Below are 12,838 nucleotides of genomic sequence, written 5' to 3'. Positions count from 1 at the left end.
AATGGCAAATAAAATAGCCTAATGGGATAGGCTCTAAGCTTTAGGTTTGAACTGCGGGTTAGCGAGCATAAATCCGCCGTCGATAATAAACGACTGCCCGGTGGTATAACTGGCGTGCTCTGAACAGAGCCAGGCCACCATGCTGGCTATCTCTTTGGTGGTGCCGGGCCGGCCCAGCGGAATATTCGGCATCGAACCGGGTTTAGCATCATCATCGCGCATGTTATTCATCGGCGTGGCTATCGCGCCAGGCGCAACCGCATTGACGAGAATGTGGTGTTCAACCAGTTCCAACGCCATCGACTGGGTTAATCCGCCGAGCGCATGTTTCGCAGCCGTGTAGGCACTTGCCTCCGGCAGTGGTGTATGCTCATGCACCGATGTGATGTTAATGATGCGTCCGCCTTGCCCCTGTGCCACCATTTGCCGCGCCGCAATTTGCGCACAGAGAAACGCGCCGTCGACATCGACGGTAAAAATGCTGCGCCAGTCTTCGAACGTCACCTCCAGGAAAGGCGCTTTGCTCATCGCGCCAGCATTATTGACCAACACATCGATGCGTCCGAAACGGGAAATCAGCGTTTGTATCGCCTGCGCGCCTTCTGGCAACTGGCTAAGATCGAGCTGGATAGTTTCCGCCCTTCGTCCGAAAGCCTGTACCTGCCGCGCCGTCTCTTGCGCGCCCTTTTCATCTGAATGCCAGGTAATACCAATATCAAAGCCCTGTTCTGCCAGCATCAGCGCACATTGCTTGCCGATACCGGAATCTGCGGCAGTGATTACAGCAACATGGGTAACAGTCATCGTTCGCCCTCCGGTGATTGCAAATCATTAAGTATAGAAAAAAGGCAAAAATGCAGCAGTTTATCTAAGCTTTGTACTTCCGTATGCATGAAGGACGTTAAAAATGTTGAAGATTTTACTTTGGGTGATCCTGATTATCTTTCTGATTGGTCTGCTGGTGGTGACAGGCGTGTTTAAAATGATTTTTTAATGCTGACCGGGTGGTGACTGCACTTCAGCCAACCTGAAGTGCAGCGCCATCCGCCAGATTAATTCCCCTGCGCACTGTAGTTAATCGGCACCCAGCGGTAGCCTTTATCGGCTTTTATCACTTTGCCAATGCCAGGAAATGCAATATGTGCGGCGGCAATCCAGTCTCCTTCGCGGGCAACCTGCGCCAGCACTTTCTGGCGCGTGGCAATGGCCTGCTGCTGGTTGACATCAAAATGGATCGCCACGCCGGGGTCCGGTAGCTGCACCGGATGCGCATGGATAATGTCGCCCCAGAGCATCAGTGTCTTACCGCCGTGGGTGACACGATATATCACGCTGCCCGGCGTATGCCCTGGCGCGGGTACTGCGTCAATACCGGGAATGATCTCCGTGGGTGCGCGGAACGGACTGAGTTTACCGGCATCGATCACCGGTCGCAGCGAGCGTTCGGATTCTGCAAAGGTATGACGCTGGCTCTCTTCAACTTCTTTCATATGTGCCGGGTTGAGCCAGAAATCCACGTCGCGCTGATCGACCCGCACCGTGGCATTGCGAAACACCAGCTTGCCGTCGCGCTGAACGCCGCCAGAGTGATCGGCATGAATGTGAGTCAGCAGCACCGTATCAATCGCATCGGGATCAATGCCAGCCGCCCGCAAGTTATCCGGAAGATGCCCGCCCGCATCGCCAAACAGCGGCCCTGCGCCAGTATCAACCAGAATCAACTGCTTACCGGTATTAATGACAAAGGCGTTGATTGACGTTTCGCCGTGAACCGCCAGGTTGGCTTTCGCCATCTGTAATTGCAGCCTTGCGGGCGAAATATGCGTGAGCAGCTTGTCAAACGGCACCGCGACCGTGCCGTCGGAAACAGCGGTGATTTGCCAGTCGCCCATCGCCATCCGGTAATATCCCGGTGCCTGCGCCTGATGCGTACTGGGTGGTTGCGCTGCGTGGGCGCTGAAGATCATCGTTGCGCCCACCAGCGCCATGAGCAGAGGATAATGTTTCATCACTTTCTCCTGTTGTTTTCATTGCAACAGTATTCCGTCAGCACTATTATCGATCCAATTGATTGGAGAGATAATGACTATCAAAGAAAATGATTTCCGTAAAATCGATCTGAACCTGCTGATCGCCTTTGCCGTACTGTTTCGCGAACAGAGCGTCTCCGCTGCGGCGGATAAACTACATTTGGGCCAGCCCGCAGTGAGCGGTGTGCTGTCGCGTCTACGCACCCTGTTTGACGATCCGCTGTTTATCCGTAGCGGCCATCGCATGCAACCTACAGATCGAGCGGAAGAGCTGCACAGTAAGTTGCTGCCGCTGCTGGAACAGTTGCAGAGTGCGCTGTTTCATCAAGTGGCGTTTGATGTGAAAACGGTGAACGTCACGCTGACGCTCGGTATGGCCGACTGGGTAGAAATGTGGCTGATGCCGCATCTGATCCCGGCACTTCAGCAGGCGGCTCCTGGCATGCGTCTGAACGTAGTGGCCAGCGATCCTTTCAGCGATGCCACGCGGCTCGAAGGCGGCGAGATGGATATGGCGATCAGCGTTGCCACCGCCGGGGCGCGCTGGCTTGAACGTGAGGTGCTGACCACCATGTCATTTGTCACGCTCTGGCACCCGCAACAACTGACGCTCAGCGCGCCGCTGGATGTCGACACGTTTGCCGCTCATCCCCATTTGATGGTCAGTTACCGCGAGGCAACCAGCAGCCATTTCGATACGCTGCTGGCAAAAACCGGTCATCAGCGCCGTGTGCATTACACCACACCGCATTTTGCCGCCCTGCCTGGTCTGCTGGAAACGATGCCAGCGCTGGCGACCGTACCCGCCGGGCTGGCGACAGAGTGGCAGAGAACGCGCGGTTTGCTGGCAAGCCCGCTGCCGCTGGATGCAGAACCGGTCGAAGTGGCGCTACTGTGGCACCAGCGTCACAGCAGTGACCCGGCGGTGATGTGGCTGAAAGAGTTTGTCCGCCATCTGATCGGGTAAAAATCAGGCCCGTTAGCGGGCCCGTTTGCATTACTTCACTTCAGCGTCGCGCCGTTGCTGGCAATGACATCGCGATACCAGTAAAAACTCTTCTTGCGGCTGCGCGCCAGCGTGCCGTTACCGTTATCATCGCGATCCACATAGATAAAGCCGTAACGCTTGGAGATCTCGGCTTTCGATGCGCTGACTACGTCAATCGGCCCCCAGCTTGTGTAACCCATCACGTCGACACCGTCGTCAATCGCTTCGCGTACCTGCACCAGATGATCGTTGAGATAGGCAATACGGTAGTCGTCGTTGATGCTACCATCGGCTTCCACCTTGTCCTTCGCACCCAGACCGTTCTCAACGATAAACAACGGTTTTTGCCAGCGATCCCACAGCATATTCAGCAGCGTACGCAGGCCAACCGGATCGATCTGCCAGCCCCACTCAGAGCTGGTCAGATGCGGATTTTGCACCATGCTGAGAATATTGCCGCGCGCCAGCTGATTCAGCGCTTCATCGGTGGTCACGCAGCCGCTCATGTAGTAGCTGAACGAAATAAAATCGACGGTAGATGTCAGCGCTTCCCGATCGGCAGCGGTGATCTCAACGCAAATACCGTTATCACGGAAATAGCGCAGCATATAGCCAGGATATGCGCCACGGCACTGCACATCGCCAAAAAACTGCCAGCTACGGTTCTCCTGCAGCGCTTCGAACACATCCTCCGGCTTGCAGGTCAGCGGATACATCAGCCCGCCCAACAGCATATTGCCGATCTTGCCATCCGGGATAATCTCATGGCATGCCTTCACAGCCAGCGCGCTGGCCACCAGTTGATGGTGAATCGCCTGATAAACCGCCTCTTTTCTGCTATTCTCCGGCAACCCGACGCCGGTCATCGGCGCATGCAATGACATGTTGATCTCATTGAAAGTCAACCACAATTTCACCTTCGCTTTGTAGCGACTGAACACAGTACGCGCATAACGTTCGAAGAAGCCAATGGTCTGACGGCTGCCCCAGCCACCATACTGTTTGACCAGCCCCCACGGCATCTCATAGTGGGATAACGTGACCAACGGCGTAATGCCGTATTTTGCCAGTTCATCAAACAGCTTGTCGTAGTAGGCAAGGCCCGCTTCATTCGGCGTGGTTTCATCACCGTTCGGAAAAATACGCGTCCAGGCAATCGATACGCGCAGGCAGCTAAACCCCATCTCCGCAAACAGCGCGATATCTTCCGGGTAACGGTGGTAAAAATCGATGGCGACATCTTTCAGTGCACTGTCTCCCGCCACGCGTTCGACCACATCACCAAACACCCCTTTTGGTTGGACATCCGACGTTGAAAGGCCTTTTCCTCCTTCCAGATACGCACCTTCAACCTGGTTTGCAGCAATAGCCCCGCCCCACAAGAACGATTTCGGAAATAATTTCATCACTTTCTCCTTTGATTAACCGGCGACCGCAAGCAGCGGCATTCCAGCCTGTACTGAGGTTACAGCCACGGTACGCACAACACCGGTGTCATCGCTGTTACTGATAATAATCGGCGTAGCGAGATCGTAACCGGCAGCAAGGATCGCAGCGCGATCGAACTCCAGCAGTAGATCGCCCACATTCACTTTGTCCCCCACCTGAACATGTGCGGTAAAGGGCCCACTTCCCAGCTTGACGGTGTCGATACCCACGTGGATCAACACTTCAACACCGCTATCACTGAGCAGCCCGATCGCATGTTTGGTAGCAAATAGCGATGCCACTTCCCCGGCAAACGGGGCCACCACACGCCCGTCCTGCGGAATGATCGCCACACCCTGCCCGAGCAAACCGCTGGCGAAGGTGGCATCCGCTACCTGCTCCAGCGCCAGAACCGTACCGCTCATTGGTGCCAGAACCACGTTCTCCGCAGGCATTGCCGCGCTACCCGGCTCTGCGGCAACCGGCGCTTTTGGCAGTCCAGCAAAAAAAGTCAGCACACTGGATAAGAGCAGTGCCACTATGCTACCGATAATACCGCCCCACAGCGTTGCATCGACGCCGCCCGGCGGGATCATCTGAGCCAGGGTAAAGATGTTGGCGAAACCAAAGGAATAGACATGGCTACCGCTAAAGCCAACAATACCCCCGCCGATGGATCCCGCCACGCAACCAAAAATAAACGGACGGCGCAGCGGCAGCGTTAAACCGTACACGGCCGGTTCGGTGATGCCGAAAATCCCGGCTGCGATGGATGAACCCGCCAGCATCTTCTGTCGCACATCGCGGGTTCGTAAAAAGATACCCAGCGTTGCGCCAACCTGGCCGAACACCGCAGGTAGCAGGATCGGTAGCATGGAATCCTGCCCGAATACGGCAAGGTTGTTGATCATCAACGGTACCAACCCCCAGTGCAGGCCAAAGATCACGCAGACCTGCCACAGCGCACCCAGCGACGCCCCGGCCAGCCAGGGCGCCAACGTGTAGATGGTCTGATAGCCATGCGCCAGCATCTGGCTCAGCCAGGTCGCGACAGGACCAATAATCAGGAACGTTAACGGGACAGTGATGGCGATGCAGATCAGCGGCGCAAAGAAGTTTTTTACCGCCGCATGCAGGAAGCGATTACCCTGCTTTTCCAGCCAGCAACTGACCCAGGCGGCAAGAATAATCGGAATGACGGAACCACTATAATTGAGGAACGTCACAGGAATACCGAGGAAAGATTCGCTGGCCGCACCGCCAGCCTGGCTGGCATTGAAGGCCGCTATCATCAACGGGTGCGTCAGCGCTCCACCAATCACCATGGAGACAAAAGGACTGCCGCCGAATTTTTTTCCCGCGGTATAACCCAACACCAGCGGTAAGAAGAAAAAGAGCGCATCACTGGCAGCAAACCAGATCTTATAGGTGCCGCTGTCAGTTGTGAGCCAGCCACAAACAATCGCCAGAGCAAGCAGCCCTTTGAGGATCCCGGATGCGGCAAGAATGCCGATAAATGGGGTAAAAATACCGGAAACAATATCAATCAATCGCCCCAGCAGAGTGCCTTTATCTTCTGCCGCCGCCGTTGGCGTTTCGTCCGTTAATCCTGCCTCCTGGCGCACAGCTTGCCACACTGCGTTCACATGGTTGCCAATCACAACCTGAAACTGGCCGCCGCTTTCTACCACCATAATCACGCCGGGGTTGGCTTTTAATCCTTCGGCATCCGCTTTCTGCATATCCTTGAGTTTGAAGCGCAACCGGGTCGCACAGTGTACCAGGCTACTGATATTCTCCTTCCCACCAACGTGGCTGAGGATCGCTTTCGCCAACGCTTGATATTCCATGTTGAATTCCCTTGCATCTGTCGCCCGAAGGCGGTGACTAAGTAAAAAAAAACCTGAGCCAGCGCCTCTCGGAGCCGGTCTCAGGTTTTGCCTGCACAATGCAGTAACAATCCTTTTACACCCTGTTTTAACGTGTTTCTTTTCTCACCCGTTCAATATGAATGGCGAGGAACATAATTTCTTCGTTCGTTAGCTGATGTTGATAGTGGCTGACCAGATGGCGAGCAACTTTTTCCGCACACTGCCATGCCAGTTGATAATTCTCTTTCACCGCCTGATGCAGGGAGAGATCGTCATCCGCCACCACCGTACGGTTCAGCAAGCGCTGCGAGAAAAATTTCAGATGCGTCACAAAGCGATGATAGCTCAGCGAATCTTCATCGTATTCCAGCGTTAACTGATACTTCACGATGCGTAAAATTTCCTGCATCACCTGAGTGATATGCATCACTTCCGGCATTTCGCTGTTCAGTTGCGCCGTCACCAGATGCAAGGCGATAAACCCGGCCTCATCTTCAGGCAACTCAACATCAAGGCGCTTAGCGAGTATCGCCCGTGCCTGCTGACCCAGCACAAACTCTTTCGGATAGAGATGCTTGATCTCCCACAACAATACGTTACGCACTACAACGCCCTTTTTCTGCCGCTCAAGCGCAAAATAACAGTGGTCGGTCAGCGTAATGTAGAGACTGTCCTGTAGTCTGCCGAGCTGGCTACGGGCCAGTTCGATTATGCGATCGCAGGCGGTTATCACTTCCAGCGGGATCTGACTGAGCAGTTCACTGAGACGGCGCACCAGCTCATCGCTTTGTAGAGAAAACACCTTCTCAATACAGCACTCATCCAGTTCATCGCCGGGGCGTTTCTGGAACGCCAGCCCCCGACCCATAACAACCTGTTCGCGCTGCTGCTCATCCAGCACTACCACAACATTATTGTTTAATATTTTGGCAATTTTCATTACGGCCCCGGAAACAAAAAAACCTGACCTCCAGCAGTTGCCGGACAATCAGGTTTCGCCTGCCTAAGCAGTAACAATCCAGGTGCTGACTCTACCAGTTTCCCAACGATAAAAAACATGCCGGGAGATTAAAATTGTGATCTTGTTCGATTTAAAGGTGATCGCCGAACCGATACCGCTCTGATTCGTCGCAGGGCCACCATCCAGACGTCATACCCTTTCGCCGCATGTACGCCAGGCGCTGCCTGCGCCGTTGCCGACAATACCATCACTGTTTTTTTCATGGCTACACTCCTTTTTAGTTAAGCAGACCAAATTTGTATTCCACGGAAACCGCGCCGCCGATGCCTTTCGCGCGATGAAAAGTGCGTTTATCTTCGGCAAGCCACGGTTTTCCATTGTTCAATTTCCAGCCGTAGCCGGGACCTGTTCCGGCAAACAGCGAAAAACCTTTGAGGCGTCACGGCGTCCCGGCGAAATATCCCCCGGACGATAAAATGCGCCTCGGGTATTTTTCCCAAAATGCCAGTAAAACCTCCCGGGCCATTATTCCAGAAGGACCTGGTTTTTAACCAACCAATACCCGATTCAATATTGTGATATTGATAACCTGCCAGCGTAAAAAGGAGTAATAATTTTAAAAGAGCCATGATATGCATACTATTATTATATTACTGACCACTGAATAGCTATCGAACTGATGCCAATGTCGGTGACAAATGAATAAATTAATTTAAAAGAGTAAGTTAGTTATTCCATTAATATACCAGATAAAAAACAAAATCCAGAATTCGCCATAACGCTTCCTGTAAATTTAGGTTTTGCCTGTATAAAAGTAACAATTCTGATATTGTGCAAACAGAAATAGCACTCTGATTTTAAATAATCCAGAAGCTATCTTATGAATAAAGGAAAAACGTGATTCAGCTAACGCATAAATCAAGTGCTGACATAATTATTACATTATTGTGGATTCAGCTTAACACGCAAAATTGCCGCCGCTATCTCTTCCGACGTTTTATAGCTACGAATTTCGGCGAACAAATCACTGGCTTCGTTATATTCTTTGCGCAAATAACCCAGCCACTGTTTAATACGCGCCACATGATATAAACCGGTATCGCCCTGCTTTTCCAGACGCGAATATTTCGCCAGCAGAGCCACCACCTCAGGCCATGGCATACGCGGTTCATTGTATTTCACCACCCGGCTCAGGTTTGGCACATTCAGCGCACCGCGGCCAATCATCACCGCATCACAGCCGGTAGCCGCCATACATGCCTGAGCACTTTTCCAGTCCCATATCTCACCGTTGGCAATAACCGGAATTGACAGACGCTGGCGGATCTCGCCAATCGCCTGCCAATTGATGCACTCCGCTTTATAACCGTCCTCTTTGGTGCGCCCATGTATCGCCAGTTCCGTTGCGCCCGCCTGCTGGACCGCATCAGCGATTTCGAACTGCCGGGTAGTGCTATCCCAACCGAGACGCACTTTTACCGTCACTGGCAGATGCGATGGGACGGCGTCGCGCATCGCTTTTGCGCCCCGGTAAATCAGCTCGGGATCTTTCAACAAGGTTGCACCGCCGCCGCTGCCGTTGACCAGTTTTGACGGGCAGCCACAATTAAGATCAACCCCCCACGAGCCAAGTTCCACCGCCCGTGCCGCATTTTCCGCCAGCCACTCGGGATACTGCCCGAGTAACTGCACGCGAACCAAGGTTCCGGAAGGGGTACGGCTTTGCCGGTGTAACTCCGGGCAGATCTTGTGAAACGATTTTACCGGCAGCAGTTGATCAACCACGCGCAAAAACTCAGTAATGCACAGATCGTAATCGTTAACCTCGGTCAGCAGCTCGCGCACCAGAGAATCGAGCACACCTTCCATCGGCGCCAGTAAGACACGCATAGATCACCCCGGGAAAAATGAGGCGCCATAGTAGCGTCTCCGTAGCAGCGAGGAAAGAGCCTTTATCGCACGGGGGAACTACACTGAGCGGGTTCATACAGCAAATCTTGTGGGAATGCATAACGTTCCCAAATGGAATGTTTGGTATGCTCACAATTCATGATGTGATCAGTAGCACGTTTTAAGCTTTAATTGTATGATGAATGCGTTTCAGCAAGGGCTTTCACCATGAGCAAATCATTGAATATTATCTGGCAGTATCTTCGCGCTTTCGTACTGATTTACGCCTGTTTATACGCGGGCATCTGGCTGGCTTCGCTGCTGCCGATCACCATCCCTGGCAGTATCATTGGCATGCTGATTATGTTTGTGCTGCTGGCGCTGCAAATCCTTCCGGCAAAATGGGTTAATCCAGGCTGCTTCCTGTTGATCCGTTATATGGCGCTGCTGTTTGTGCCGATTGGCGTAGGTGTCATGCAATATTACGACCTGCTGCGGGCGCAGTTTGGGCCGATTATTGTCTCCTGCACGATCAGTACAGCGATTGCTTTTTTGGTAGTGAGTTGGAGTACCCATCTGATACACGGCGAACGTAAAGTCTCAGGACAAAAAGGTAGCAAAGAATGATGACGTATATCTGGTGGTCATTACCCCTGACGCTGGTGGTCTTTTTTGCCGCGCGCAAACTCGCCGCACGGTTTAAAATGCCGCTGCTCAACCCGTTACTGGTGGCGATGGTGGTAATTATCCCCATCCTGTTAGTCACCCGTACACCTTACGATCACTATTTTAAGGGCAGTAAAGTTCTGAACGATCTGCTGCAACCGGCGGTCGTGGCGCTGGCCTTCCCCTTGTATGAACAGTTGCACCAGATCCGCGCACGCTGGAAATCGATAATCACCATCTGTTTTATTGGCAGCCTGGTGGCGATGACCTCCGGTGCAGCAATTGCGTTGCTGATGGGGGCAACACCGCAAATTGCCGCGTCGGTATTACCAAAATCGGTCACCACACCCATTGCAATGGCGGTAGGCGGCAGTATTGGCGGTATCCCGGCAATCAGCGCAGTTTGCGTTATCTTTGTGGGCATATTAGGCGCGGTCTTTGGACACACCGTGTTGAATATTATGCATATTCATACCAAATCTGCCCGTGGACTGGCAATGGGAACGGCTTCGCATGCGCTGGGCACTGCGCGTTGTGCGGAGCTGGATTATCAGGAAGGAGCATTCGGTTCCCTGGCGCTGGTGATTTGCGGGATCATTACCTCGCTGGTCGCACCATTCCTGTTCCCGGTGATTCTGGCTGTGTTCGGCTGAAAGTTGCGATTCGTCGCGCATTTCTTATTTGGGTTTCATAAGTTGCATATACAGTGTGAAGTGAATCACACATAAGGGGCACTTAGCCCCGTAAACTACGATTCCAAAACACTGTTATGAGGCACCGTTATGCATTCACGTTTTCACACTGCTTTTTCCGGGCTTGCGGAGAATTTACAAACTGCGCTGGCTCCTCTTCTGGCGGATGATCACTTTCCTGCCATGCTGAGCGCAGAGCAGGTGGCGACATTGCAGCGGTCGAGTGGGTTGGACGAAGATGCACTGGCTTTTGCGCTACTGCCGCTCGCCGCCGCCTGTGCCCGCACTGACCTCTCTCACTTCAATGTTGGCGCTATTGCGCGCGGTATCAGCGGAACCTGGTATTTCGGCGCGAATATGGAGTTTGCTGGCAGCACCCTGCAACAATCCGTGCACGCCGAGCAAAGCGCTATCAGCCATGCCTGGCTGCGTGGTGAAAAATCTCTCTCCGCCGTAACGGTGAACTACACCCCCTGCGGTCACTGTCGCCAGTTTATGAATGAGCTAAACAGCGGGCTGGATCTGCATATTCATCTGCCAGGTCGCGCGCCATATACGCTGGGCCATTACCTGCCGGATGCGTTTGGTCCGAAAGATCTTGAGATAAAAACGCTGCTGATGGATACCGCCAATCACGGTTTCCTGCCGGACGGCGATGAACTGGCGCAGGCTGCAATTATCGCAGCGAACCAGAGCCACGCACCTTATACCAATTCACCTGCCGGCGTGGCCATCTTGTGTCGTGGCGGGCAGATTTTCAGCGGTCGGTATGCCGAAAATGCCGCCTTCAACCCATCGCTACCGCCGTTGCAAAGCGCGCTGAATCTGCTGAGCCTTAACGGTTATGATTACGCCGATATTGAACGGGCGGTGCTGGCAGAACGTGCCGACGCGCCGCTCACTCAGTGGGATGCTACCGCCGCCACGCTGCACACCATCGGCTGTCATCAGATAGAACACCTGCAACTCGCCTAATCTCCACACACTGCGGGCAAAACCCGCAGTGATGAAAAAGCCTGCAGTTGAGCGTCTGTTTCTTGCGCTTGCCAGACGGGTAAAGTAGCCTGAGTTAAATTTCACTCCTGTACTGAGTCTGCTGCATGCTAAAGCGTTTTTTCTACAGCCTGTTAGTCATGATCGGCTTACTGCTGTTAACTGCGCTTGGCCTCGATCGCTGGATGAGCTGGAAAACCGCCCCCTATATTTATGACGATTTGCAGGATCTTCCCTGGCGTCAGGTTGGCGTGGTGCTTGGAACGGCAAAATATTACCGCACCGGTGTCATCAATCAGTATTACCGCTACCGGATTCAAGGTGCGCTGAATGCCTACAATAGCGGCAAGGTCAACTACCTGCTGCTGAGCGGGGATAATGCGCAGCAAAGCTATAACGAACCGGTCACTATGCGTAAAGATTTGATTGCCGCAGGCGTCGATCCGGCAGATATCGTGCTCGACTATGCGGGTTTCCGTACGCTGGATTCCATTGTCCGCACGCGTAAGGTCTTCGACACTAACGATTTCATCATTATTACGCAACGCTTCCACTGCGAACGCGCCCTGTTCATCGCGCAGCATATGGGGATTCAGGCGCAATGTTATGCCGTGCCGTCACCGAAAAATATGTGGAGCGTGCGGGTGCGCGAGTTTGGTGCCCGGCTGGGTACCATCGCCGATCTCTATCTCTTTAAACGCGAGCCGCGCTTCCTTGGCCCGCCGGTGCCGATTCCCTCAATGCAGGAAGTTCCCGACGATGAGCAGGGCTATCCGGCTGTCACCGTCGGACAGTTGATGGAATTGCAGAAGAAAGCGAAAAACTGAGCGCGTTTAATTCACTGATGTGTTGCGGGTCGTATTTTTCACCGGGCGAATCAGTGTAAAACGACGCGCAAGAAAATCGCGGTGGTCAATAGTGGTCTGCTCCAGAGACCATAATCCGTTCAGAGCATTGAACGGTAAAATCACCTCGCCATCCGGCGTATTGACCAGATATTCACCAGTCTTCAGATAACCCACACTGCATACGATTCGTGACGGTGGACTATTTTTTAAACGGAATTCTATTTTGCGAAAACCCGTTGGCACAATGCAAAAATAGAAGAACGGTAATTCGGTAATTTTAATATCACCTGGAGTAGCGATAATATCGCCATCGCGCAATAGTTCTACGCCTTTTAAATAGAAACTGACCTGGTGATTTTTTTCGTACGGCAAACTATCAACTTTAAAATACACAAAATTCATGAGCACCCCCTGAGCTGCGTATACAACTTTCACAGATTCATTCTTTTAAGCGTAAATAGTCATGCAGAT

Annotated in this window: 13 protein-coding genes and 1 pseudogene; 6 read left to right on the top strand and 8 right to left on the bottom strand. The window is 53.0% G+C overall.

Going from position 1 to position 12,838, the window contains the following annotated elements; genetic code table 11:
* Positions 1-33 precede the first annotated feature (33 nt).
* Complete coding sequence (locus BM427_RS15860; RefSeq protein ID WP_090123105.1) at positions 34-804, bottom strand: SDR family oxidoreductase; 771 nt, start codon at positions 802-804, stop codon at positions 34-36.
* 106 nt (positions 805-910) lie between these two features.
* On the opposite strand from BM427_RS15860, the gene yohP reads away from it, so the two are divergent.
* A complete protein-coding gene (yohP, locus tag BM427_RS26570) occupies positions 911-994 on the top strand; it encodes a small membrane protein YohP (RefSeq protein WP_015572324.1) in 84 nt (27 codons plus the stop codon).
* A 58-nt stretch (positions 995-1,052) separates the two neighbouring features.
* Here the strand turns inward: yohP and BM427_RS15850 are convergent, their stop codons facing one another.
* Positions 1,053-2,009 carry an MBL fold metallo-hydrolase gene (locus tag BM427_RS15850; RefSeq protein WP_090123103.1) on the bottom strand — a complete coding sequence of 319 codons (957 nt, stop codon included), beginning with the start codon at positions 2,007-2,009 and terminating at the stop codon, positions 1,053-1,055.
* A gap of 73 nt (positions 2,010-2,082) precedes the next feature.
* Between BM427_RS15850 and BM427_RS15845 the strand changes: the two genes are divergently transcribed.
* Entirely contained in the window at positions 2,083-2,997 is a 915-nt protein-coding gene (locus BM427_RS15845) for a LysR family transcriptional regulator (RefSeq protein ID WP_090123101.1), read from the top strand.
* A gap of 35 nt (positions 2,998-3,032) precedes the next feature.
* Here the strand turns inward: BM427_RS15845 and BM427_RS15840 are convergent, their stop codons facing one another.
* From BM427_RS15840 to dusC, 5 genes and pseudogenes are all read right to left on the bottom strand, one after another.
* On the bottom strand, positions 3,033-4,424 hold the full coding sequence (locus BM427_RS15840; protein ID WP_090123099.1) for a glycoside hydrolase family 1 protein: 1,392 nt from the start codon (positions 4,422-4,424) through the stop codon (positions 3,033-3,035).
* Between the two features lie 15 nt (positions 4,425-4,439).
* Entirely contained in the window at positions 4,440-6,296 is a 1,857-nt protein-coding gene (gene bglF, locus BM427_RS15835) for a PTS beta-glucoside transporter subunit IIABC (RefSeq protein WP_090123096.1), read from the bottom strand.
* Positions 6,297-6,423: 127 nt separating this feature from the next.
* A complete protein-coding gene (gene licT / locus BM427_RS15830; protein WP_090123094.1) occupies positions 6,424-7,257 on the bottom strand; it encodes a BglG family transcription antiterminator LicT in 834 nt (277 codons plus the stop codon).
* Between the two features lie 138 nt (positions 7,258-7,395).
* A pseudogene (locus BM427_RS26085) lies at positions 7,396-7,526 on the bottom strand (5'/3'-nucleotidase SurE); the annotation flags it as partial.
* A gap of 694 nt (positions 7,527-8,220) precedes the next feature.
* The gene (dusC, locus tag BM427_RS15825) at positions 8,221-9,168 is read right to left on the bottom strand and encodes a tRNA dihydrouridine(16) synthase DusC (RefSeq protein ID WP_090123092.1); all 948 of its coding nucleotides are present in this window, start codon (positions 9,166-9,168) and stop codon (positions 8,221-8,223) included.
* A gap of 228 nt (positions 9,169-9,396) precedes the next feature.
* Between dusC and BM427_RS15820 the strand changes: the two genes are divergently transcribed.
* The 4 genes from BM427_RS15820 (at position 9,397) to sanA (ending at position 12,346) form a co-directional block, all read left to right on the top strand.
* Positions 9,397-9,795 (top strand): CidA/LrgA family protein, encoded by a 399-nt coding sequence (locus BM427_RS15820; protein ID WP_090123090.1) that lies wholly within the window; start codon positions 9,397-9,399, stop codon positions 9,793-9,795.
* Positions 9,792-10,487: a CidB/LrgB family autolysis modulator gene (locus BM427_RS15815; protein WP_090123089.1), complete on the top strand. Its 696-nt coding sequence runs from the start codon at positions 9,792-9,794 to the stop codon at positions 10,485-10,487. Before BM427_RS15820 ends, BM427_RS15815 begins: the two co-directional genes overlap by 4 nt.
* A gap of 129 nt (positions 10,488-10,616) precedes the next feature.
* On the top strand, positions 10,617-11,501 hold the full coding sequence (gene cdd, locus BM427_RS15810; RefSeq protein ID WP_090123087.1) for a cytidine deaminase: 885 nt from the start codon (positions 10,617-10,619) through the stop codon (positions 11,499-11,501).
* A gap of 125 nt (positions 11,502-11,626) precedes the next feature.
* A complete protein-coding gene (gene sanA, locus BM427_RS15805) occupies positions 11,627-12,346 on the top strand; it encodes an outer membrane permeability protein SanA (protein WP_090123086.1) in 720 nt (239 codons plus the stop codon).
* Positions 12,347-12,352: 6 nt separating this feature from the next.
* Here the strand turns inward: sanA and BM427_RS15800 are convergent, their stop codons facing one another.
* Positions 12,353-12,769 (bottom strand): hypothetical protein, encoded by a 417-nt coding sequence (locus BM427_RS15800; RefSeq protein WP_090123084.1) that lies wholly within the window; start codon positions 12,767-12,769, stop codon positions 12,353-12,355.
* Positions 12,770-12,838 lie beyond the last annotated feature (69 nt).

This window comes from Kosakonia arachidis, assembly GCF_900116535.1.
In the GTDB taxonomy this organism is placed as follows: domain Bacteria; phylum Pseudomonadota; class Gammaproteobacteria; order Enterobacterales; family Enterobacteriaceae; genus Kosakonia; species Kosakonia arachidis.
This window is presented reverse-complemented; position numbering and strand designations above follow the sequence as displayed.